This is a genomic window from Xanthomarina spongicola, from assembly GCF_003148645.1.
GTDB lineage: Bacteria > Bacteroidota > Bacteroidia > Flavobacteriales > Flavobacteriaceae > Xanthomarina > Xanthomarina spongicola.
In genome coordinates this window covers 252,149-275,178 of sequence record NZ_QGGP01000003.1, presented here as the reverse complement: position 1 = coordinate 275,178, position 23,030 = coordinate 252,149, and the positions used below count along the sequence as shown (strand labels likewise).

22 protein-coding genes are annotated in these 23,030 nt (G+C 31.7%); 11 read left to right on the top strand and 11 right to left on the bottom strand.

Going from position 1 to position 23,030, the window contains the following annotated elements; all coding sequences use genetic code 11:
- Positions 1-22: 22 nt before the first annotated feature.
- The gene (locus tag LX78_RS08190; RefSeq protein WP_109682174.1) at positions 23-1,294 is read right to left on the bottom strand and encodes an acetyl-CoA hydrolase/transferase family protein; all 1,272 of its coding nucleotides are present in this window, start codon (positions 1,292-1,294) and stop codon (positions 23-25) included.
- A 121-nt stretch (positions 1,295-1,415) separates the two neighbouring features.
- Here LX78_RS08190 and map point away from each other — a divergent pair, with 121 nt between their 5' ends.
- From map to LX78_RS08175, 3 genes are read left to right on the top strand one after another with little or no spacing between them, the layout of a single operon-like run.
- Positions 1,416-2,234 (top strand): type I methionyl aminopeptidase, encoded by an 819-nt coding sequence (gene map / locus LX78_RS08185; protein WP_109682173.1) that lies wholly within the window; start codon positions 1,416-1,418, stop codon positions 2,232-2,234.
- Between the two features lie 47 nt (positions 2,235-2,281).
- On the top strand, positions 2,282-2,659 hold the full coding sequence (locus LX78_RS08180; protein ID WP_109682172.1) for a GxxExxY protein: 378 nt from the start codon (positions 2,282-2,284) through the stop codon (positions 2,657-2,659).
- 37 nt (positions 2,660-2,696) lie between these two features.
- Positions 2,697-3,473, top strand: coding sequence for a class I SAM-dependent methyltransferase (locus LX78_RS08175; protein WP_109682171.1), 777 nt, complete (start codon positions 2,697-2,699; stop codon positions 3,471-3,473).
- 124 nt (positions 3,474-3,597) lie between these two features.
- Here LX78_RS08175 and LX78_RS08170 read toward each other — a convergent pair whose 3' ends face one another.
- A complete protein-coding gene (locus LX78_RS08170; protein WP_109682170.1) occupies positions 3,598-4,575 on the bottom strand; it encodes an FAD:protein FMN transferase in 978 nt (325 codons plus the stop codon).
- A complete protein-coding gene (locus tag LX78_RS08165; protein WP_109682169.1) occupies positions 4,575-4,952 on the bottom strand; it encodes a Na(+)-translocating NADH-quinone reductase subunit F in 378 nt (125 codons plus the stop codon). Before LX78_RS08165 ends, LX78_RS08170 begins: the two co-directional genes overlap by 1 nt.
- A gap of 179 nt (positions 4,953-5,131) precedes the next feature.
- Between LX78_RS08165 and LX78_RS08160 the strand changes: the two genes are divergently transcribed.
- From LX78_RS08160 to ggt, 4 genes are all read left to right on the top strand, one after another.
- A complete protein-coding gene (locus LX78_RS08160) occupies positions 5,132-5,323 on the top strand; it encodes a hypothetical protein (protein ID WP_109682168.1) in 192 nt (63 codons plus the stop codon).
- A gap of 196 nt (positions 5,324-5,519) precedes the next feature.
- Positions 5,520-6,260: a DUF6090 family protein gene (locus LX78_RS08155; protein ID WP_109682167.1), complete on the top strand. Its 741-nt coding sequence runs from the start codon at positions 5,520-5,522 to the stop codon at positions 6,258-6,260.
- 40 nt (positions 6,261-6,300) lie between these two features.
- Entirely contained in the window at positions 6,301-7,050 is a 750-nt protein-coding gene (locus LX78_RS08150; RefSeq protein WP_109682166.1) for a hypothetical protein, read from the top strand.
- Between the two features lie 69 nt (positions 7,051-7,119).
- A complete protein-coding gene (gene ggt / locus LX78_RS08145; protein WP_109682165.1) occupies positions 7,120-8,817 on the top strand; it encodes a gamma-glutamyltransferase in 1,698 nt (565 codons plus the stop codon).
- A 143-nt stretch (positions 8,818-8,960) separates the two neighbouring features.
- On the opposite strand, the gene nqrF is transcribed toward ggt, so the two are convergent.
- The 6 genes from nqrF to LX78_RS08115 all read right to left on the bottom strand — a co-directional run bounded on the left by nqrF (position 8,961) and on the right by LX78_RS08115 (position 15,080).
- Positions 8,961-10,268 carry an NADH:ubiquinone reductase (Na(+)-transporting) subunit F gene (nqrF, locus tag LX78_RS08140; protein ID WP_109682296.1) on the bottom strand — a complete coding sequence of 436 codons (1,308 nt, stop codon included), beginning with the start codon at positions 10,266-10,268 and terminating at the stop codon, positions 8,961-8,963.
- 4 nt (positions 10,269-10,272) lie between these two features.
- Complete coding sequence (gene nqrE, locus LX78_RS08135) at positions 10,273-11,001, bottom strand: NADH:ubiquinone reductase (Na(+)-transporting) subunit E (RefSeq protein ID WP_109682164.1); 729 nt, start codon at positions 10,999-11,001, stop codon at positions 10,273-10,275.
- A gap of 77 nt (positions 11,002-11,078) precedes the next feature.
- Positions 11,079-11,723 (bottom strand): NADH:ubiquinone reductase (Na(+)-transporting) subunit D, encoded by a 645-nt coding sequence (locus tag LX78_RS08130; protein WP_109682163.1) that lies wholly within the window; start codon positions 11,721-11,723, stop codon positions 11,079-11,081.
- A gap of 3 nt (positions 11,724-11,726) precedes the next feature.
- A complete protein-coding gene (locus tag LX78_RS08125) occupies positions 11,727-12,473 on the bottom strand; it encodes a Na(+)-translocating NADH-quinone reductase subunit C (protein WP_109682162.1) in 747 nt (248 codons plus the stop codon).
- 2 nt (positions 12,474-12,475) lie between these two features.
- On the bottom strand, positions 12,476-13,675 hold the full coding sequence (locus tag LX78_RS08120) for an NADH:ubiquinone reductase (Na(+)-transporting) subunit B (protein WP_109682161.1): 1,200 nt from the start codon (positions 13,673-13,675) through the stop codon (positions 12,476-12,478).
- Positions 13,676-13,724: 49 nt separating this feature from the next.
- Entirely contained in the window at positions 13,725-15,080 is a 1,356-nt protein-coding gene (locus LX78_RS08115) for a Na(+)-translocating NADH-quinone reductase subunit A (protein WP_109682160.1), read from the bottom strand.
- Positions 15,081-15,273: 193 nt separating this feature from the next.
- On the opposite strand from LX78_RS08115, the gene LX78_RS08110 reads away from it, so the two are divergent.
- A complete protein-coding gene (locus LX78_RS08110; protein WP_109682159.1) occupies positions 15,274-16,524 on the top strand; it encodes a type IX secretion system plug protein in 1,251 nt (416 codons plus the stop codon).
- A 96-nt stretch (positions 16,525-16,620) separates the two neighbouring features.
- Positions 16,621-17,007: a Co2+/Mg2+ efflux protein ApaG gene (apaG, locus tag LX78_RS08105; RefSeq protein ID WP_109682158.1), complete on the top strand. Its 387-nt coding sequence runs from the start codon at positions 16,621-16,623 to the stop codon at positions 17,005-17,007.
- Positions 17,008-17,015: 8 nt separating this feature from the next.
- Here apaG and LX78_RS08100 read toward each other — a convergent pair whose 3' ends face one another.
- Both LX78_RS08100 and LX78_RS08095 read right to left on the bottom strand, forming a co-directional pair.
- Complete coding sequence (locus LX78_RS08100) at positions 17,016-18,011, bottom strand: DUF6695 family protein (RefSeq protein WP_109682157.1); 996 nt, start codon at positions 18,009-18,011, stop codon at positions 17,016-17,018.
- Positions 18,004-18,729: an NRDE family protein gene (locus LX78_RS08095; RefSeq protein ID WP_109682156.1), complete on the bottom strand. Its 726-nt coding sequence runs from the start codon at positions 18,727-18,729 to the stop codon at positions 18,004-18,006. The genes LX78_RS08100 and LX78_RS08095 overlap by 8 nt, the downstream gene beginning before the upstream one ends.
- A gap of 148 nt (positions 18,730-18,877) precedes the next feature.
- Between LX78_RS08095 and pruA the strand changes: the two genes are divergently transcribed.
- Positions 18,878-20,503, top strand: coding sequence for an L-glutamate gamma-semialdehyde dehydrogenase (pruA, locus tag LX78_RS08090; RefSeq protein ID WP_109682155.1), 1,626 nt, complete (start codon positions 18,878-18,880; stop codon positions 20,501-20,503).
- A gap of 148 nt (positions 20,504-20,651) precedes the next feature.
- Positions 20,652-23,027 carry a T9SS type A sorting domain-containing protein gene (locus tag LX78_RS08085; RefSeq protein WP_109682154.1) on the top strand — a complete coding sequence of 792 codons (2,376 nt, stop codon included), beginning with the start codon at positions 20,652-20,654 and terminating at the stop codon, positions 23,025-23,027.
- The last annotated feature ends 3 nt before the right edge of the window (positions 23,028-23,030 follow it).

The following is a 23,030-nucleotide window of genomic DNA, read 5'->3' as shown; positions in this document are numbered from 1 at the left end:
AAACCTCAATTACATATTTCAATTAATAACCAATCATTTCAAAATATTGCTTATCTATAGCTTCTTTATGATCTGGATGCGCAATGTTCACTAAGGCTTTTACACGCTCTTTAATTGTTTTACCATATAGATTTGCTATCCCAAACTCAGTAACTACATAATGTACATGAGATCTTGTTGTTACAACACCAGCTCCAGGTTTTAAACTTGGTACAATTCTACTTATTCCAGATTTTGTAGTAGAAGGTAAGGCAATAATAGCTTTTCCTCCTTCACTTAATGATGCTCCTCTAATAAAATCCATTTGTCCACCAACACCAGAATACATGTGTGCACCTATAGAATCTGCACAAACTTGTCCAGTAACGTCAACTTCTATTGCAGAATTTATTGCTACCATTCTTGGATTTTGTCTAATTATAGATACATCATTGGTGTAATTTGAAGCTCTCATTTCTATAAATGGATTATCGTCTACATAATCATATAAACGTTTAGAACCCATTAAAAAAGTAGTTAAAGCTCTTCCTCTATTAACTCCTTTATAATTACCATTAATCACATCTTTTAATATTAAATCGATAACACCATCTGAAAACATTTCAGTATGTAATCCTAAATCTTTATGATTTGATAATAGTGATAAAACAGCATTTGGTATACTACCAATTCCCATTTGTAAGGTGCTTCTATCTTCAATTAATCCAGCCACATGATGTCCAATTTTATTTTCAATTTCAGTAGGCTTAGCCATACCATGAACTGGTAAAGGCTCATCGCATTCAACAAAAGCATTAATTTCAGAAATATGAATAATTCCAACACCATGAGTTCTAGGCATTTGCTTATTAACTTGAGCAATCACATAATCGGCATTTTCAATAGCTGCCAAAGTTGCTTCAACCGAAACTCCTAAAGAACAATATCCATGTTTATCTGGAACAGACACATGTATTAAAGCTACTTGTAAATCCACTATATTTCTTTTAAACAACAGAGGTAATTCACTTAAAAAAACTGGAGTATAAGAACCATTTCCAGCTTTTAGCGTATGTCTTACATTTTTACCAATAAAAAAAGAATTAACATGAAAGCTATCTTTAAGTTCAGGATTAGCATATGGCGCTTCGCCTTCTGTATGCAGTTGGCAAATTTGAACATTTCTTAATTCTTCATGTCTAGCAGTCATAGCATTAATTAGCACTTGTGGTGCTGCTGCTGCTGCTTGAATATATACTTTATTATTAGACTTAATTACTTTTACTGCTTCTTCTGCGCTAACCGATTTATACATGATGTTTATTTTAGAGCACAAAACTATTCAATAAAATCCAACTAAAAACTGTCGAAAGTCATGTTTCAGAAAAAAGATTACCATTTTAATTTTATTTATCTTTGCGCATATTTTTTTAAGAATGATTATAGTAAAAACAAGAGAAGAAATTGAATTAATGCGTGAAAGCGCATTGGTTGTATCTAGAACTTTAGGAATGCTCGCTAAAGAAGTAAAGCCTGGAGTAACAACACTTCAATTAGATAAATTAGCTGAAGAATACATAAGAGAACAAGGTGCTATTCCTGGTTTTTTAGGATTATACGATTTTCCAAACACGCTTTGTATGAGTCCAAATTCTCAAGTAGTACATGGATTTCCTACAAACGAACCTCTAAAAGAAGGTGACATTATTTCAATTGATTGTGGAGCAATTAAAAACGAATTTTATGGTGATCATGCTTATACTTTTGCAGTAGGGGAAATTGCTCCTGAAACTCAAAAACTGTTAGACGTTACTAAAGAATCTCTTTATGTAGGAATTCGTGAATTTAAAGTAGGTAATCGTGTTGGAGATGTTGGTTATGCCATTCAAAAGTATTGTGAAGACCATAGTTATGGAGTTGTAAGAGAGCTTGTAGGTCATGGTTTGGGAAGAAAAATGCATGAAGATCCAGAAATGCCAAACTATGGAAAACGTGGTCGTGGTAAAAAGTTTATAGAAGGCATGGTTGTAGCTATAGAACCTATGATTAATCTTGGAACACATCGCATTAAACAACATAGAGATGGTTGGACAATTACTACTTTAGATAATAAACCAAGTGCTCATTTTGAACATAATGTAGCTATCCTAGATGGCAAACCAGAATTGCTTTCAACATTTGCCTATGTTTATGAAGCTTTAGGAATTGTTTCTAATGAAGAAAATGAGTTTAGACAGAAGGCTTTAGTGCTTTAGTTTTTACACTGAGATTCACAGAGTCTCACCGAGATACAAAGAGAATTATGGATAACAAACTAACTGAAAAGATTATAGGAGCTGCCATAAATGTACATCGTGTTTTAGGTCCTGGCTTATTGGAATCTGCTTATCAAGAATGTCTCCTATTTGAACTTCAATCTGTTGGATTATCTGTTACTAAAGAAATTGCTTTGCCTATTGTTTATAAAGATATTAAGTTAGATCATGGTTATAGAATTGATTTACTTGTTGAAAACAAAGTTGTCATCGAATTAAAAACTGTTGAAGCTTTTACTGATGTTCATACGGCTCAAATTTTAACTTATATGAAATTAGGAAACTATCCCATAGGTTTATTAATTAACTTTCATACCAAACTATTGAAAAACGGTATTAAGCGTTTTGTTAATACACCTCAGTGATTCTCCGTGAAACTCTGTGAATCTCTGTGAAATAACTATGAAAAAAATCTTCAAACTCATCCTAAACACCATTCCAAGACCCATTCTTATTAGATTAAGTTATATGGTTCGACCTGTTTTAGCATTGATTTTAAAAGGAAATACGTATACTGATCCTATTGATGGAAAAAGTTTTAAAAGCTTTTTACCTTATGGTTATGGCAACCAAAGAAACAATGTCTTGTCTCCTTCTACTCTAAGTTTAGAAAGACATAGATTACTTTGGTTGTATTTAAAAAACAATACAGAATTCTTTTCTAAAAACTTAAAAGTCCTTCATTTTGCTCCAGAACAATGTTTTTTAAAACGTTTTAAAGCTTTAGGAAATCTAGATTATACAACAACCGATTTAGAATCGCCAATTGCTGATGTAAAAGCAGATATTTGCAATCTTCCGTTTAATGAAAATGAATTTGATGTCATACTCTGCAATCATGTTTTAGAACATATTCCAGATGACACTAAAGCCATGCAAGAATTATATAGAATTTTAAAACCTGGTGGTTTTGGTGTGTTTCAAATACCTCAAGATTTATCTAGAGAAACCTCTTTTGAAGACAGTTCAATAACAGACAAGAAAGAACGAGCTAAAATATTTGGACAATATGACCATGTTCGAATTTATGGTCGCGACTATTTTGATAAACTTCGAAGTATTGGATTTAAAGTAGATGAAGTTGATTACACAACTACTCTTCCAGAAGAAGATATTACTAGATATTGTCTAGCAAAAGGTGAAATTATTCCTGTGGTATATAAACCAATTCCTGCGTAGGCAGGAATCTCATGAATCTAACTGATGTTTTTCTTATATAATTACTCTTCTTTATTAAGTCATATTTGTTAGCGAAATTAGATACTTTGAATCCCAAAGAGATTCCTGCCTTCACAGGAATTTGTTAATTTTCTGGAAATCCATTTAAAGACAACGTTTCAAATTCATTTTTATCGTTTTCAAAAATAAAAAAGACTTTAAGTTCTGGGTGTGACTGAAGAAATTGTTTAACGTTTTCGATTCCCATGGCTTTAAAAGCTGTAGCATAGGCATCTGCTGTCATACAATCTTTAGCAATAACAGAAATACTCAACAAATTTGTTTTACTAGGATAACCAGTTTGTGTATCAATAATGTGTGAATATCGATTACCTAAACTATCGGTTTTAAACTTTCTATAAGTTCCAGAGGTCGCCATAGCTTCATCGTGTAAAGAAATAGCCTTCAAAACAGATTGTGTACTATCAAAATGTGGTTCTTCCACACCTACTTTCCATGCAGATTGTTTTACTACATTCTTACCTCTAGCTCTAATTTCACCACCAATTTCAACCAAATAATTAGTAATGTTTTTATCTTCAAAAAACAAACCAATAACATCTACACCATATCCTTTAGCAATGGCATTGAAATCTATAAATGTATTTGGATTTTGCTTTTCAATTTTAAAATTATTACGCTTTACTTTATCAAGTCCTACACTAAGCATCAAGCTGTCTATTTTTAAACTATCTAAGCTCGCTATTTTCCCTTCTGGACCAAAATCCCATGCATTTACAACAGCTCCAATAGTTGGATCGAAAACACCTTGAGTTTGTTTGTATATCTCTTTTGAAGCATCAAATACATGAACAAAATGTGCATCGATATTAAAAGCTTCATTTCTATTTATTTTTGAAATATCTGAGTTGACTTGATAGGTTGACATGGATTTATTAATGACATAAAACAAGCTGTCAAATTGTTTTTGGTAATTAGTATCAGAATCGTAAATCACAGAATAACTAGTTCCAAAAACTTCACCAGTTAACTTGGTGTTTTTAGGTTCTTTTTTGCAAGAGAACAAGAATAAAACAAATAAAACTATTATTATATTTTTCATTAATTCAAATTAGTTTCAACGACCTGGATGCCATTGTATTCAATCAGATATTCTTCATTCAAATAAATAGGCAAATCTTCACCTTCGGGATTACCAAGGCCAACTCCAGCGTACAACACTTTGGCATCTTTATCAGTCGCGTGTTTTTTAAAAGATTCCATCCAAACAATATCATAATTATTTGGATTTTCTGGAAGCATGACAGCTCTAACAATAACAAAAAAGTATTGTTTGGTTTTATCCATACACACAAACTGTGGATGCTTTTTTAATTTACTATTTACAGCTATAAACTCAAATCCACGTGCTTCTAATTCTTTACCAACATGATTCATGGCTAAATAATGCAATTCTTGTTCTGAAAGTACTTTTTTCATATTACAAAATTAATAATTATTTATCTTCTTCTTATAGAATAAAAAATGTTTAACTTTAAATGCTAAACCAACCAAAACTACCTACACCTTTATACCTACTTACAATCTTAGTGAGTGAATATTGAAAACCTTATTAGATTAATAAACACAGATTTAAATAGCTAAATAAAACAAAAACCATGGGAATATTTTGGGATTTATTACAACAAGATGAATTAGAAAAACAACAAAACCAAGCTGATAGTGTGGAAGAACGTGTAAAGCATTTAGAAGAAGAATTAGCCAACACGAAAGTCTTACTTAAAAAAACATTGATTGCTTTAGAAACACATTTAGTAAAAGATATTGATGGCGACGGGAAAGCAGGTTAAGTTTTTACTATCAATAAATAAAACACATTTAATTTAATGATTTAATATATGGAAACTAAAACCATAATCTATTTAATTGCATTTGCCCTTATTCTACGCATTTTATTTCGTTTAATTTCTAAGTATAGAAAAGATCAAAAAAATACGGAGGAAAGCAATGATTAAATTTTTTCGTCATATCCGAAAATCACTCCTTATGGAAAACAAAACAAGCAAGTACTTTAAATACGCTATTGGAGAAATAATACTAGTAGTAATTGGAATTTTAATCGCATTACAGATTAATAATTGGAATCAAGAACGACAAGACAATGCTTTAGGCAGAAATTATTTAGAGCGCATACATAGAGATATTGTTTTAGACACGATTAGTTTCAAAAAAAAACTAATCTCTAATGCGGCATTGCGAATAGATATAAAAAATGTACTAATTGATTTAGACAATAAAGTAGATTCTTTTGAAGAAGTAACACATATCTGTACCGTTTTTGGTAATATTCTCGATCAAATATTTACACCCAATGATAATACGTATAGAGGTATGGTAAGTTCTGGCAATTTACCATTAATTAAAAACACAGAACTATTAGAAGCAATTGCAAATCTATATAGTGATTATGACAAAAAAAGTGAACTATTTAAATACAATAAAGAATGGATGGATGCCATTTCTATTCATTTAGATTCACATACAGATTTGGTGAAATTTTCTGAATTTACTATGGATATTTACCCACAACCAAGTATGTTAAACGAGAGTGATTGGGCATTTTTAAATAATCCTGAAGACGAGAGATTTAAAATAGTTATCAGAGCCTTGTCTGCATGTGCATGGAATCAAAAAGCAGCAGATGCTTATTACTCAGATCTTATTAGCCATTGCAAAAACGTCTTGCAACAAATTGATAAACAATTGAAACAACCAATTACTAATTGAATAATATTATTTTTATAATTAATAAAATTAGATTGTAAACATGAATAAATTTTTAAAGAGACTAGTTGATCATTCAAAAAAAGAGGATAAATCTGGGCGTTTTTTAAAAAATGGTCTTGTAGAAATACTATTAGTTAAAGCAGGTATTTTATTGGCTCTAGCAATTTATAGCTGGTATGTAGAATATCAAGAAAAACTGAAAATAAAAGAATACTTTACAAGTATTAGTCAAGAAATTAAACCTGCTATTCCAATTGCTAAAGATAAAGCAAAACAAACTGATTCTTTAATTATAAAAACAGTTAGGTGTTTAGAAATTCTCAACTCAAAAAACATAGATTCGTTACCCTATTTAAAAACAAATTTAGGTCCTTTAGTTTGGGTAAATAGTCAGGAATTTTCATTTCCTGCAGTTACAGAACTTTTAAATGGCAGCTATATTGAAAAGGTGAAAAACAAAGAAACCATTGCGTTATTAAGAGAATTGAAACAACAGTTAAGTATAATTAACGACAATCATGATTATAGCACAAACAGGTATTTATTAGCAATAGAGCCATTTACCAACAAATATCTAAATTATACCGAAGTGGCACTTCCAACAAAACAGTCCTTATTAGTTCAAGGTGGCCCAAAAACTAACTATGAAGCACTTTTTGAAAATATGGTCTTATGGAATCTTTTATCTCAAAAACTAGAAGGATACAAATCTCAAGTAATTAGACAAGAAAATTTAGGTAAGCTTCTAAAAGCTTTATCAGAAAATTTAGAAAGTCAAATTAATGATTAAATTATTTATAAAAACATACCATTATCACAAAAATAATAATTCATTTAACTGTCAACAAACCCAATAACAATGAAAACAAACATAAAACCACTATTTAATATATTATTAGGTCTTTTTCTTTTCATTAACTCATCCATTTCATTGGCACAATCTTATGCAAAAAATGGTATGGTGGTTACTGCAAGCAAAATTGCTTCTCAAACAGGTGTAGATATCTTAAAACAGGGAGGTAATGCTGTCGATGCAGCCATTGCAACGGCATTTGCATTAGCTGTAACGCATCCAACTGCTGGAAATATTGGTGGAGGTGGTTTTATGGTCTTTATGAATTCTGAAGGAAAAACAACAACCATCGACTTTAGAGAGAAAGCACCTTTAGCAGCTACAGAAACCATGTTTTTAGATGAGAACGGTAAAATTAAAGACGATAGTAACCATACAGGTTTATTAGCAGTTGGAGTTCCTGGCACAGTTGCTGGTTTGTATTTAGCATACCAGAAATATGGTAAATTACCATGGAAAGATTTAGTGCAACCTGCTATTAAATTAGCCGAAAACGGATTTGAATTCAATTGGACTTTGTATGGTGAAGCACTATATTTTAGTAGTAAAGCTGATGAATTCCCTTTTATGACAACTTATTTTAATAACGAAAAGGGGGAAATATCTCAACCAGGAGACACATGGAAGCAACATGCTTTAGCAAATACATTAAAACAAATTAGAGACCATGGTCGCGATGGTTTTTATAAAGGTGAAGTCGCTAAAAAAATAGAAGATTATATGAAAGCTAATGGTGGCATTATTACTACTGAAGATTTAGCTAAATATGATGCTATTGAACGTGAGCCAATAAAAGGATCCTACAAAGGTTATGATATTTATGGTATGCCTCCACCAAGTTCTGGTGGCGTTGCACTCATTGAATTAATGAACCTTATGGAATTAGTTGATTGGGATAACATTGAATTTAATTCAACCGAATATGTTCACATACTTGCTGAAGCAATGCGTAGAACTTTTGCTGATAGAGCTGAATTTTTAGGTGATCCAGATTTTAATCTAGATATGCCATTAGATAGATTAACATCTAAAGAACATGCTAAAAACAGGTTTGAAAATATAAATATGGAAAGAGCTTCAGTTAGCGATTCCACTAAATTTGGACAAATCTATGATGGTAAAAACACAACTCATCTTTCGGTAATCGATAAAGATGGGAATGCTGTTTCTCTTACTTACACACTAGAAAATTGGTATGGTGTTAAAATGGGTTCTAAAGACCTTGGTTTTATTTTTAATAATGAAATGGGAGACTTTAATCCAATTCCTGGTTTCACAGACTCAGGTTGGTTAATTGGCACAAATCCAAATTTAATAGCTCCAGAAAAACGCATGCTTTCTAGCATGACACCAACTATTGTAGCAAAAAATGACAAACCCTATTTAATTATTGGAAGTCCTGGAGGACGAACCATTATCAATACGGTTTTTCAAACCACTCTAAATGTTTTAGAATTCAATATGCCAATTCATAAAGCTATTGAGGTTATGAAAATTCATCATCAATGGTTACCAGATGAACTAATATATGAAGATGATTTAATGTCACCAGATACTCGAAAAGGGTTAGAAGCTATGGGTCATTCCTTAAAAGCAACAGGTTATTTAGGTGCCTTGATGGGAATTACAATAAATCCTGAAAGCAATATAATTACTGGAGCTTCAGATTCAGCTCGTCCGGAAGGTGCAGCTATTGGATATTAATTAGTTAACTTTATCAATTAAAAAACCCAACACACTGTATTGGGTTTTTTGTCTTTCCTGCGAAAGCAGGAATCTATTTTATTTATATGAGATTCCTAGCACAAACTTGGAATGACATTTCATTATTAAATGGCAATTATCGACTATCCTCCAAAGTCATCAAATCTAATATGCTCATCTGGAATTCCAAAATCTTCTCCCATTTTTTGAACAGCTTGGTTCATTAATGGAGGTCCACAGAAATACAATTCAATATCTTCTGGAGATTCATGATGATTTAAATAGTTTTCAATAACGCAGTTATGAATAAACCCTACAAACCCATCTCCTGGAGCATCAATATTCTCTTTTACTTTCCAGTTATCTTCTGGCATTGGCTCAGATAAAGCTAAATAGAATTTAAAATTAGGAAATTCTCTTTCTAATTCAGCAAAGTGCTCTAAGTAGAATAACTCACGCTTAGAACGTCCACCATACCAATATGTTACTTTTCTACCTGTTTTTAAGGTTTTGAATAAGTGGTATAAATGTGAACGCATAGGTGCCATTCCAGCTCCTCCACCAACGTAAAGCATTTCGCTTTCAGATTCGTTTATAAAGAACTCGCCATAAGGTCCTGAGATAATAACTTTATCGCCAGGTTTTTGGTTAAATATATACGAAGAAGCAATTCCAGGATTAACATCCATCCATCCGTTTTTATTTCTATCCCAAGGTGGAGTAGCAATACGAACGTTTAACATAATCTCACGTCCTTCAGCTGGATAAGAAGCCATTGAATATGCTCTTTCAACAGTCTCAGTATTTTTCATTACTAAAGGCCAAAGATTAAACTTGTCCCATTCAGCTTGAAACTTATCTGGAGTTTCATGCTCTTCAGGATGAGCTGTAATATCCATATCCTTAAAATTCACAGTACATTCTGGAATTTCAATTTGAATATACCCTCCAGCTTTATAACCCATATCTTCTGGAATTTCAACAACAAATTCCTTAATAAATGAGGCTACGTTATAATTACGAACTACAGTTGCTTCCCATTTTTTAATTCCGAAAACTTCTTCTGGAATGCTAATTTCCATGTCTTGTTTTACTTTTACCTGACAAGATAAACGAGCACCTTGTTGTAATTCTTTACGAGTAAAATGAGGTGTTTCAGTTGGAAGAGCTTCTCCTCCACCAGATAATACATGACATTCACATTGAATACATGTTCCACCTCCACCACATGCTGATGGTAAAAATATTTTTTGAGCTCCTAATGTAGTTAGTAAACTATCTCCAGAAGCAACCTCAATTTCTCTTTCACCATTAATCAAGATCTTTACTGGACCTGATGGTGATAATTTTTGTTTTACAACCAATAATAACGCAACTAATAACAATGTAATTATTAAGAAAGCGACTACTGTTATGATGATTGTTCCTAATGTACTTGCTGCTAATACTATCATGCTATTCAATTACTTTTATTGTGTTATCAGCTAATGCTTCTGTTTTATTTTCTTCCTGTTTTACTACAGGTTCTACTACTGCTGTTTTTTCTTCAGTTTTAACTTCTTCATCTCCTCCAGTTAACATACCTCCAAAGCTCATAAAACCAATAGCCATTAAACCAGTAATAATAAATGTAATTCCTAAACCTCTTAAAGGTGCAGGTACATTTGAATATCTAATTTTTTCACGAATAGCAGCAATTGCAAGAATGGCTATAAACCAACCAATTCCTGAACCAATTCCGTAAGTTGTTGCTAATCCTAAAGTTGCTATTTCTCTTGATTGCATGAATAATGAACCACCTAAAATAGCGCAGTTTACTGCAATTAATGGTAAGAAAATACCTAGTGAGTTGTATAATGATGGAGAAAATTTCTCTACAATTATTTCTACTAATTGAACCATGGTTGCAATGGTAGCAATAAACATAATAAATGAAAGGAAACTTAAATCGTAGTCTGCATATTCAGCTCCTAACCATTTTAAAGCACCAGGTTGTAATAAATATTGATCCAGTAACCAGTTTAATGGTACTGTAATAGCTAATACAAAGATAACTGCAGCACCAAGTCCAACAGCTGTAGCCACCTTTTTAGATACTGCTAGGTAAGAACACATTCCAAGGAATACTGAAAATACCATGTTATCTATAAATATCGATTTGAAAAATAATTCTATATGTTCCATATATGTTAGTTTGTTAGTGGCTAGTAATAAGTAGTTAGTCTAAAACTAATTCCTTTTACTTGCTACTAGTTACTAGTTTAGTCTTCTATTAATGCTTTATTTCTACTACGTTGTACCCAAATAATAATTCCTACAACTATTAACGCCATTGGAGGCATAATCATAAACCCGTTATTTTCGTAACCTGTTGCATACAATCCTGTTTTTGCTATTGGGTCTCCTAAAACTGGGATTCCAAATAAAGTTCCAGATCCTAATAATTCTCTAAAGAATCCAACAATAATTAAAATAACACCATAACCTAAAGCGTTACCAATTCCGTCTAGGAAAGAACGCCAAGTACCATTTGCTAAAGCAAAAGCTTCAAAACGTCCCATAATAATACAGTTTGTAATAATTAATCCAACAAAAACCGAAAGTGTTTTACTTAACTCATAAGCAAAGGCTTTTAAAACTAAATCCACAATAATAACTAAAGTTGCCACTACGATTAGTTGCACGATAATTCTAATTTTAGACGGAATAATATTTCGCATTAAAGAAATAACCACATTTCCAACACCCATTACAAATATTACAGAAATAGCCATTACTAATGAGGCTTTTAGTTCTGCTGTAATTGCTAAAGCAGAACAAATACCAAGTACTTGAATAGTAATTGGGTTGTTATCTGCTAAAGGGTCTAATATTAGATTGGCATCTTTTTTTGATAAAAGTCCCATATATTAATTGTTTTTTAAGTTTTCAAAATAAGGCACATATAGTCTCAACTCATTTCTAAGCATGGCAGAAACACCATCTCCAGTAATTGTCGATCCAGCTATTGCGTCAACCTCGTTATCTGTTTTATCTATATTTAATGGATCTGCATTTCCTTTGGCAACCTTAATTCCAACAAATTTACCGTTAGACATTAAGTCTTCACCAATAAAATCGTCCATAAAGAAACGTTTATTAATGTTTGCTCCAAGGCCAGCAGTCTCTCCTTTATGGTCAAAGAATGCACCTTGTACAACCATATTTTCATCCATTGCAATGTAAGCCCAAATAGCATCCCATAGACCTTTCCCTCTAATTGGAGCTATATAATAAGTTACACCCTCTTTTTCACCAATAAACAATGGTAATCTTCTTTCTTTACCTGCTTTTGCATTGGTTTGTTCTTTTTTAACATCAATTAAATAAGCTTGGTTGTCTTCGGTAACATTATCACCTTGAATAACTAATTGCTTTTTAATATATTCTGTAAACAATTTAGGTGCTTCTTTTGTTGAGACAAAAATAGCATTGCTTTCATCGTTTTCATTAATTCCCATAGCATACAAAATATTTTGTTGCTTTTCCAACTCTCTATTAGTTGTAATTCTATCTTTTAAGGATGACGATGCATAAGCTAATAACGTACCTACTACTAATACCATTCCTACTGCAAAAATGATGGTATATGAGTTTTTATCTGTTCTTTTTTCCATTGTTATGCGTTTTTAACTTTAAGACGTTTCATTCTTTGTTTCACATTTCCTTGAACCACATAATGATCGATAGTTGGTGCCATAACGTTCATTAATAAAATAGCTAACATAACGCCTTCTGGATATGCTGGATTGAATACACGAATCATAATAGATAAAAATCCTATTAAGAAACCATAAATCCATTTTCCTTTATTGGTTTGCGAAGCTGTTACAGGATCTGTAGCCATAAATACGGTTCCGAAAGCAAAACCACCAATTAGTAAGTGATGCCAGAATGTTGTGCTCATTAAGCCATAGAACTTACTCCCTTCAGAAATAATGTCTGCACTAACAAGTCCGTTAAATATTAAGCCCATAACTAAGGCTCCAATAGTAGAGGATAACATAATTCTCCAGCTACCAATTTTAGTGAAGATTAAAAATAAACCTCCTAATAATATTAATAAGGTAGATGTTTCTCCAACTGAGCCAGGAATAAATCCGTAGAACATATCTGAAAGTGAATAGACTACCTCTTTACCTTGTGCTAAGGTCCCTAGAATGGTTTCTCCAGAGATGGCATCTAATTTTTCGCCAGCTGCAATCATTTGGTCTCTTTCTACTGCACCATGTACCCAAACTTTATCTCCAGACATCCATGTTGGATAGGCGAAGAATAAAAAGGCACGAATAGTTAATGCAGGATTTAAGATATTCATTCCTGTTCCACCAAAAACTTCTTTCCCAATAACAACTCCAAATGCCACTGCTACAGCAAGCATCCATAGTGGCGTATCTATTGGAACAATTAATGGCACTAACATTCCTGTTACAAGATACCCTTCTTCTACTTCGTGTTTATTAATTACAGCGAATAGAAATTCGATAGCTAACCCAACACCATAAGAAACAATTACTAGGGGTAATATTTTTATTAATCCTATGTAAAAGGCATCCCATGACAAGAATTCAACTGGTGTTCCTAGAGCAGAAAAATGCTGATATCCAGCATTAAACATTCCAAAAAGTAAACATGGTACCATAGCCATAATAACTATGTTCATGGTACGTTTTAAATCGTCTGCTACTTTAATATGAGTCCCATTGTGTGTGGTCTCATTTGGCAAGTATAAAAAAGTATGTAGTGCATTAAATGCTGGAGCCATCTTGGTTCCTTTATACTTTTCTTTTAAGTTATGTAATGTGCTTTTTAAACCCATATTCTTATATTAATATTTATCATTTTGTTTCACAAAATGAATAAAATAATTATCCAATCTCTTTTATCATTACGTCCAACCCTTTTCTAATAATCTCTTGATGTGGCTGTTTAGACACACAAACAAATTCTGTTAAAGCAAAATCTTCAGGAGCAACTTCGTACATTCCTAAAGCTTCCATTTCATCTAAATCGTTATACATACAAGCTTTTAATATCTGTAACGGATAAATATCAAGAGGAAAAACCTCTTCGTAATTACCTGTTAAAACAAAAGCTCTATGTTCGCCATTCGTATTTGTATTTAAATCGAATTTTTTATTCGGTGTTAACCAAGAAAAAGTTAAAGCTCTAGATTGAGATATTTTATTAAAAACTGGTTTATTCCATCCAAACAGTTCATAATCATCTCCTTCTGGAATTACTGTAATTACATTACTGTAATAATCTAAGCTTCCATCTGGTTTCACGTGTTTTCCAGATAAAACGTTACCGGAAATAATTCGGTCGTTTCCATCTTTATCTATACCATTATCATAAACCATAGTAGCAATTTCGCTACCAATTTTGGTTTTAAAGTATCTTGGCTTTTTAATTGAAGAACCTGCTAAAGCAACAATACGTTCTGCATTAAATTTACCAGTTAATAACATTTCACCAATAATTACAAGGTCTTGTGCATTAACTGTCCAAACAACTTCTCCTTTATTTACTGGATCAATTTTATTAATCAGCGTTCCAACATTTCCAGAAGGGTGTGGTCCTGAAACTGTGTGTAAAGTTATTCCGTTTAAACCAGATAATGGTGAATTTGTGTTTTTACCAACAGACACATGTACTTTCCCTTCAGTAAGTTTTCCTAAAGCTGTTACTGCTGCTTGCAGTTCTACTTCTTTTCCTTTTAAGGTATAGTCTAAATCTGCTGCTAAAGGTGCAGAAGCATAACCTGAAATAAAAATCGCTTTAGGAGATTTATTTGGGTTTGCAATAATATCATAAGGACGTTGCTTAATAAATGGCCAGCATCCAGATGTTAATAAATGTGCTTTAACATCTTCTGCTTTTGCAGAATTAACATCTAACTTTCCATGATCTTGGAATGATTGTTCTTTATCAGCTTGTATTTTAACAGCTAATATTCTTCTTTTTTCTCCACGAGAAATCTCTAAAATTTCACCAGACACAGGCGAAACAAATTTTATTGCTTCGTTAGATTTATCGTAAAAAATAGGTTCACCTGCTTTTACTTTAGCACCAACTTTAACTAATAATTTTGGAGTAACTCCGTGAAAATCTTCAGGTCTCAAAGTGCAGAAATTGCTAATTATAGCATTTTCAGTAGCTTTTTCAGCTTCACCTTTAAGTTTAATGTCCAGACCTTTTTTAATCTTAATGTCGTTTGACATATTTATAAATCTATTTGTTAATAGTAAATGTGATTAAGATTTTTAATCGACTTAAAAATCCGTGCAAATTTACTAAATTCTATATGAATTTATACTAGAGTTTAATGAAGTTTGTTATTTATATTTATTCTAAATAACAAAAAATAGTTAGGCATAAAATTTGTTTATATTTACCCAACTAATGAAACACAAAATGACACAAAGTATAAAACACTCTTTTTTATTAATAATATTCCCTTTTTTGCTTTTTGGACAAGCAGAAGAAGTCATTGCTCCAGACTATATTAAAACGGTTGTTTTTTCCGGGAAAACACCTGAAAGTCAATTGCCAATTATAAAATTAGGCGATAGAATTGTTTTAACTTTTGATGCTTTAAACGGAAATGAAGATGATTTTTATTATAAAATAGAACATTTCGATTTCGATTGGAAACCATCAAATCTTAGTAAAGCTGAATATATGGTTGGCTATGATAATAATAGAATTAGGCATTATGAAAATTCATTTAATACATTTCAGATATATTCTCATTATAACCTTACAATCCCAAACGAAAGAACTCGTGGTTTAATTAAATCAGGAAATTATATGCTTCAAATTTTTGATGATTATGATGAGTTAGTGTTTTCTAGAAAATTCATGATTTATGAAAACCAAGCAGATGTTGGTGTAATTGTAAGAAGATCTAGAGACGTTAAATATTATGACGAGAAACACACTATTGATTTGGCAATTTCGTCTTCAAGTATCTTATTCAATAATCCAGTAGAAACTGTTAAAACATTAATTGTTCAAAACAATAATTTAAATACTGCAATATCTAATCTTAAGCCACAATATACATTAGGAAACGAATTAATATATAAATATACAAGTGAATCGAGTTTTTGGGCAGGTAATGAATATTTAAATTTCGAAAATAAAGATATTCGTGGAGCTAACGTTTCTATACAATTTATTGAACTAGAAGACTTATATAATAATTTTTTATTTACAGACATTGTTAGAGCAAACAGACCTTATACATTCAACCCAGATATTAATGGGAATTTTGTTATTACTGCTTTAGATACTGAAAGACCTTGGATTGAAGCAGATTATGTTTGGATGCATTTTTCTTTATTAGCAGAAGAATCTATTATGAATAAAAACATTTACGTTTATGGCAATTTTAATAATTACGAACTAACCGAAGCAAACAAGATGCATTATAACGATGCTCGTGGAGTTTACGAAGCACAATTATTATTAAAACAAGGTTTTTATAGCTACAAATATGTGTTAACAGACGAGAACAATAAACTTCAAGAAGGTGCCATAAGTGGTAATTTTCATCAAACAGACAATAATTATAAAGTATTGGTTTACTATAGAGATTTAGGTGCCAGATACGATAGACTTATTGGAATAGGTGAAGCAAATTCAATAAATATTGCGAATTAGAACCCGTTTTTATTGGCAGTTGTCTTAAAATTTGTAATATTAACATATATATTTTATAATTTTGTTATATTACATCACATTGTAACCCTAGTATAAATGGTTCAGCAAGTAACAAAAGGTATTAAAATTTCTGTAGAAACGTCTTTCGAAGGTACATTTTATAAAAATTATAAAATGCAATATGCTTTTGGATATAAAGTAACTATTGAAAACCAGAGCAAAGACTCCGTTCAACTTCATGCTAGAGAATGGACTATATTAGACTCTTTAAATAATCAAGAAACTATTACAGGTGAGGGCGTTATTGGTAAAAAACCTGTTTTAAAGCCTGGCGAATCTCATACATATTCTTCTGGATGTTTATTAACGTCACCTTATGGCGCTATGTATGGACATTATAATATGATAAACTTAACAACATCTAAAAAGTTTAACGTAACAATTCCTGCATTTAAATTAAGTGCTCCTTTTGCTCTTAATTAATTATAAAGCTAATCCAAGACTCTATTAAATCTAAAAACTTGATTCTCTTGTTTTACATGAAAGAATTTACAATTTGAATAATGAATAAATTCAAATCCATTTTCATATTTAAAACTAATATTATCTATTTCATAGATGGCGTCTATATCTACATTTCCATAAGGAGATATGCGTCTAAAAACATATAAATGAATTTCATTAGTTGGATGCAATTCAAACCAGGCTCCAGCTGCAATACCAGATAGCCATTGTGCTAATTCATGAGATTTAGCTATTGGTTTTGGTTGTAAAGTACCAATAAAATTAGGTTTATGTTCTTGTAATTTATCTAAAAAATGTGTTCTATTAATCTTGCTGACAGAAATAGAAGCATCTAAGAAATTCCCTTGTTCATCTAATTGATAAACTTTATTATTAGTATCAGCTATTACTACATTTCCAACAGTACTTGGAGTAAACCATTTAGACCGAATTAGTTGTTTTCCAATTTTGATATTAGTTACAGAAGCAATTAGCGTATCTGTTACAAATCTGGCGCAATTACATGCGTTTTTAATAAATGCTGCATACCTAATAAAATGCTTGTTTTGCATTTTAGTTATATGATTTCTAGCTAGATTGTAATCAACCTCATTACAAACAGAAGCATACATTGTTCCATCTCCATGAGTTAATTTTGGATGCGTGGCTAAATAGACTAAAATTTCTTCAAGGTTAATAATTACATCGTCTTTTATTCTAGCAATTAACGGAAATTCTAATTCGCAATCTGTATCTTTCCCTCTTACACGACCACTAGGCTCAGGAGTTATATATCTGCCAAAGTCATGATATTCTAGAATACCCGTTTTCTTGTCTATTAACACCAATGCTGCATGACCAGCGCGAACATAATTCTTTTTGCCAATACCTACATAACGCATATAAGGTGAAAACCATTCTTCTGAAACCATAACAATAGTTTCCGGATAAGCTAATGTTAGTATAATACCCGAATTAGTCATTTATAGATTTAGAAAATGAAAAATTTGTATTAGAGATTTTGTTTTTATGTAAGTTATAGAAATTCATATTAATATTAGATTCAACTTTTATTACTTGGGTAATACTAGTTGTTTTGACAAAACCTCTATCCATAATTACTCCGTAATCTTGATTTCCTTTCCCTGCAGTCTTATGAAAATGCAATATATTTTCAGGATTAAGGATATTCTTACTTTTAAATGTTTCAAACCATACCAAACGAGTTTGTTTCATTTCTTCTGTATATAAAGTAGATGAAGACCATATCTTAGGTTCTAGAGGCAGATTAGTAACATGTTTTTCTGAACCATCCCAAACCAACTCATAGAAAAGTAGGCTTTTATTCCAATCCACTATTACTATAGTAAAAGGTTCAATATTTATAAAATCAAAATCCTCGATTGTTCTCAAAACTTGACTAGAAATCAATAACTCTCTAACCACAATTCCTCGACTCATTTTATAATTATCCAGTCTATTATGTTGTTTGAAACCACCATTTAACAAACAAATTAATCTGTTTTTATCACTCACTCCAATCCATGTGCCACCAGCTAACGCATCCTTTGGATATAATAACTTCACGCCATTTTCGGCATAAAAATCCGGATCTAATGTCTCTCTTTCTGGTGCTTCATCTCTATTTGAAGTCAACACAAAATTAGAATTCCCTAAAGGAATAAGAGTTACTGTACACATAAAATTACCAGTCTTAATATGGTTAAGCAACTTACAAAAAATTCTAATAATTTAACTTGTCTTTAGGATATCAATGAAATGTTAATCGACAAAAATATTGTAACTTTGCATTTGAATTTTTTTTACAAATTACAAAACAAAAATAATCATGGGAAAAGGATTTTTTAATGTACCAGTTGCTGTTAACGAACCTGTTAAAAGTTATGCTCCAGGATCTCCGGAAAGAGAGGCGGTTTTAAAAGCTTATAAAGAAATGTTTAATAGTCAAGTAGATGTACCAATGTACATTAACGGAAAAGATGTTAGGACTGGAAACACCAGAACGATGTCTCCTCCACACGACCATAAACATATAGTTGGAACATTTCATTTGGCTGAAAAATCTCATGTAGAAGAGGCTATTGCAACAGCTTTGGAAGCTAGAAAATCTTGGTCGCAAATGCCATGGGAACAACGAGCTGGTATCTTTTTAAAAGCTGCTGAATTAATTGCTGGTCCTTACAGAGCTAAAATTAATGCTGCAACCATGATTGCACAATCTAAAACAGTACACCAAGCTGAAATTGATGCAGCTTGTGAGCTTATTGATTTCCTACGTTTTAATGTTCAGTTTATGACTGACATTTACATGGAACAACCAGAAAGCACAAGTGATGCTTGGAACCGAGTAGAATACAGACCTCTTGAAGGATTTACCTATGCTGTAACACCTTTTAACTTTACTGCTATTGCTGGAAATTTACCTTCTTGTATGGCATTAATGGGTAATGTTGTTGTATGGAAACCAAGTAACAACCAAATATATTCTGCAAAAATTATTATGGATGTTTTTAAAGAAGCAGGTGTTCCAGATGGTGTTATTAATGTTGTTTTTGGAAATCCAGGAATGATTACAGATACTGTTATGGCAAACCCACACTTTTCTGGATTACATTACACAGGATCTACTCCTGTTTTTCAAAATTTATGGAAACAAATTGGAAACAATATTGAAAACTACAAAACCTACCCAAGAATTGTAGGTGAAACTGGTGGAAAAGATTTTATTGTTGCTCATAAATCGGCAAATGCAAAACAAGTTGCAACTGCTATTTCTAGAGGAGCTTTTGAATTCCAAGGTCAGAAATGTAGTGCTGCATCTAGAGCTTATATTCCTAACAACATTTGGGAAGATGTAAAAAAATATGTTATAGCAGATGTTAAGTCATTCAAAATGGGCTCTCCTGAAGATTTAGGTAACTTTGTTACTGCTGTTATTAATGAAGGTTCTTTCGATAAATTAGCAAAATATATTGACGAAGCTAAAGCAGCGTCTGATGCAGAAGTTATTGCTGGAGGTGGTTACGATAAATCTAAAGGTTACTTTATAGAACCAACAGTTATTGTTACTACAAATCCGAAATATGATACCATGTGTACTGAATTATTTGGCCCTGTTATCACGATTTATGTATATGATGAAAATAAATTTTCTGAAACATTAAAATTAGTTGACGAAACTAGCGAATATGCTTTAACTGGTGCTATTTTATCTACATGTCGTTATGCAATTGTTGAAGCTACCGAAGCGTTACAAAATAGTGCTGGAAACTTCTATATTAACGATAAACCAACTGGAGCTGTTGTTGGACAACAACCATTTGGTGGCGCAAGAGCCTCTGGAACAAATGACAAAGCTGGATCTGCACAAAACCTAATGCGTTGGGTGTCTCCAAGAATGATTAAAGAAACATTTGTAACTCCAATAGATTACAGATATCCTTTCTTAGGATAACAGAAAAAATAATACTTTAAAAAAATCCCAAATATCTATTTGGGATTTTTTTTGTTTCAAGATTAACCTATGCTTTTAAATTTTCATTAAATTGTAAGTTGAATTATAACCATCATTTAATTATTACTAATCAACTAATTGCTTTAATATGAAAAATATCTACCTTCTATCTTTACTTTTATTATCTGTTAGTGTGTTCTCTCAAAATAAAAAAAATGCACTTCAAAAGTTTGATGTTTCAGATATGGAAACTTCGGTTTTAATACCAAGTTCTCCAATTACAAACCTTGATGTTTATAATGAAAAAACTGTGACAAACTACAGTTTTTATCAAGCATACAAAGCTATAGTACAAGGCGATTTAGAAAATCGTTACTTTCCACTTGATAATTTAAAAGAACAAAGCAAGCAAAGCTATTTTACCAACGTCATTCCACTAGTTATCTTACATAGTGAATACGAATCCATTAGTAACTTAGCTTTACAAAACAACGCTGTTACTAAAGACTCTGAAGGTTATTTAATAAGAAATGGGAATGCATCTATTTTTGAAAAAAAACATATTACATTAACAACTCCATTACGAAGTAGCAGCAAAGGTTTGCAAACAACATTCAAACTATCAGATTCAAATATCTTTAATACAACAAATCAAATAATTGAACATATTGAAATAGATTTTAATGATGGTTCCGATTTTAGAAATATCATCTTAAACCAAAATATAGTAGTTAATTACACCGAAGCTGGTAAAAAAACAATCACTTTCAAATTAACCTTTGAAAATGGCGATGTTATTACTCGTCAATCAAGAATTGATATTAAATATTCCAACGCAGATTTATTTACCAATTATAATCGTGTAATAACCACATTTAATTCAAGTATTACACCAGATTTATTACCTTATGGTGAAGCTGTTTCGTATCCAGGAACAGGAGAATATGAAATGTATTTAAGTGCAGATAATATTCTTGACAAACCTATTTTTCTTGTAGATGGTTTTGATCCAGGAGATGGAAGAGATATAACAGGTTTATATAATTTATTAAACTTCGATGATGATGGAAGCACATCGAATCTAGGAGATTTAGTTAGAGCTGAAGGCTTTGATGTTGTTATCCTTAATTTTCCTATTTACACAAGAACTGCAGATGCTGCAGTTATTGATGGAGGAGTCGATTTTATTGAGCGCAATGCCATGCTATTGGTAGAGTTAATTAATACTATTAATACTCAAAAAGTTGGTACAGCCGAAAATGTAATTATAGGTCCAAGTATGGGAGGACTTATTTCCAGATATGCCTTAAACTTTATGGAAGACCAAAATATGAGTCATGAAACACGACTTTGGATTTCATTTGATGCACCACATCATGGAGCAAATGTACCAATTGGATTTCAACATCAATTTAATTTCCTGGCTTTTGGCTTAGATGATTTTTTAGTACTTGGAGATTTAAATGTTGAAGAATTACAACCTATAATTGATGGAATGCTAAAATCTTCGGCTGCCAGACAAATGCTAACAGACCAATTTGAACCACATATTACAGATAGTGATGGTGTTACTTTTAATAGTTCTTTAGCCTTGCCAAGAGCACATCCTTTTAAAGCCATTTTAGATGGAAGAATGAATAGTTTGACTAGCTCAGGATTTCCTGAATTAACTCGGAATGTTACAATAATAAATGGCAGTGGAAGCAATAATAGATATCCAGATAATACTGCAGGAATGAATGATTTGGTTCCTGGCAGTCAAATAGTGAATGCTAATATTGAACTTTTTGGAGTTGCAGAATTAAAGGCAAACACATTTTTTACACCAACTGCAGGCTCAGAAATTGAAATGAGTCAAATACACTTAGATTTTCCTTGGTGGTTTCCTTTAGCTAACGATAGAATAAATAATGCTGATTCTAGAGCATTTACATATTCCAATGGTGTAGATGCAGCTTCTGGTGGTTTATTTGATATTATAAAGCTAACTGAAGATTTATCAACAGATGGACTAGTTGGTGAATTTTTGGCTTCTTTAAGTACAGATTATTTTAATTTTATTCCAAGCATAAGCTCCATGGCTTTTGAAATAACTAATGAAGAAATAGACTGGTTTCATACTCCAACTGGTGTTACAACTGCCAGAGCAACTACTAACATCACTCCTTTTGATGCTTGGTATATGCCAATAGATAACGAACCACATGTTACTTTAACTGAAGGGAATGTTGCTTTTGCGTTAAATGAAATTTTTCAAGAAACTTTATCTATAGAGTCAAACTTAGAAAGCTTCATTAAACTAAAACAAAACCCGATTACAGACAATCTTACAATTTTAAGCTCTCAATTTTTTGAAGAAGCTAATATTACTATCTTAGATATGACTGGGAAGTTTGTTTATAATAAAAAAACATCTTTAAATGAAAGTACAAACATTCCTTTAAATCTTTCATCTGGTATTTATGTATTAAACATTGAAACAAATTCACAACAAAACTTTAGAACCAAAGTCATTATTAAATAATTT

Bases quoted from the DNA above. Each gene is read 5' to 3' on its own strand.
- LX78_RS08190 (WP_109682174.1), bottom strand. From the start codon at position 1,294: ATGTATAAATCGGTTAGCGCAGAAGAAGCAGTAAAAGTAATTAAGTCT.
- map (WP_109682173.1), top strand. From the start codon at position 1,416: ATGATTATAGTAAAAACAAGAGAAGAAATTGAATTAATGCGTGAAAGC.
- LX78_RS08180 (WP_109682172.1), top strand. From the start codon at position 2,282: ATGGATAACAAACTAACTGAAAAGATTATAGGAGCTGCCATAAATGTA.
- LX78_RS08175 (WP_109682171.1), top strand. From the start codon at position 2,697: ATGAAAAAAATCTTCAAACTCATCCTAAACACCATTCCAAGACCCATT.
- LX78_RS08170 (WP_109682170.1), bottom strand. From the start codon at position 4,575: ATGAAAAATATAATAATAGTTTTATTTGTTTTATTCTTGTTCTCTTGC.
- LX78_RS08165 (WP_109682169.1), bottom strand. From the start codon at position 4,952: ATGAAAAAAGTACTTTCAGAACAAGAATTGCATTATTTAGCCATGAAT.
- LX78_RS08160 (WP_109682168.1), top strand. From the start codon at position 5,132: ATGGGAATATTTTGGGATTTATTACAACAAGATGAATTAGAAAAACAA.
- LX78_RS08155 (WP_109682167.1), top strand. From the start codon at position 5,520: ATGGAAAACAAAACAAGCAAGTACTTTAAATACGCTATTGGAGAAATA.
- LX78_RS08150 (WP_109682166.1), top strand. From the start codon at position 6,301: ATGAATAAATTTTTAAAGAGACTAGTTGATCATTCAAAAAAAGAGGAT.
- ggt (WP_109682165.1), top strand. From the start codon at position 7,120: ATGAAAACAAACATAAAACCACTATTTAATATATTATTAGGTCTTTTT.
- nqrE (WP_109682164.1), bottom strand. From the start codon at position 11,001: ATGGAACATATAGAATTATTTTTCAAATCGATATTTATAGATAACATG.
- LX78_RS08130 (WP_109682163.1), bottom strand. From the start codon at position 11,723: ATGGGACTTTTATCAAAAAAAGATGCCAATCTAATATTAGACCCTTTA.
- LX78_RS08125 (WP_109682162.1), bottom strand. From the start codon at position 12,473: ATGGAAAAAAGAACAGATAAAAACTCATATACCATCATTTTTGCAGTA.
- LX78_RS08120 (WP_109682161.1), bottom strand. From the start codon at position 13,675: ATGGGTTTAAAAAGCACATTACATAACTTAAAAGAAAAGTATAAAGGA.
- LX78_RS08115 (WP_109682160.1), bottom strand. From the start codon at position 15,080: ATGTCAAACGACATTAAGATTAAAAAAGGTCTGGACATTAAACTTAAA.
- LX78_RS08110 (WP_109682159.1), top strand. From the start codon at position 15,274: ATGACACAAAGTATAAAACACTCTTTTTTATTAATAATATTCCCTTTT.
- apaG (WP_109682158.1), top strand. From the start codon at position 16,621: ATGGTTCAGCAAGTAACAAAAGGTATTAAAATTTCTGTAGAAACGTCT.
- LX78_RS08100 (WP_109682157.1), bottom strand. From the start codon at position 18,011: ATGACTAATTCGGGTATTATACTAACATTAGCTTATCCGGAAACTATT.
- LX78_RS08095 (WP_109682156.1), bottom strand. From the start codon at position 18,729: ATGTGTACAGTAACTCTTATTCCTTTAGGGAATTCTAATTTTGTGTTG.
- pruA (WP_109682155.1), top strand. From the start codon at position 18,878: ATGGGAAAAGGATTTTTTAATGTACCAGTTGCTGTTAACGAACCTGTT.
- LX78_RS08085 (WP_109682154.1), top strand. From the start codon at position 20,652: ATGAAAAATATCTACCTTCTATCTTTACTTTTATTATCTGTTAGTGTG.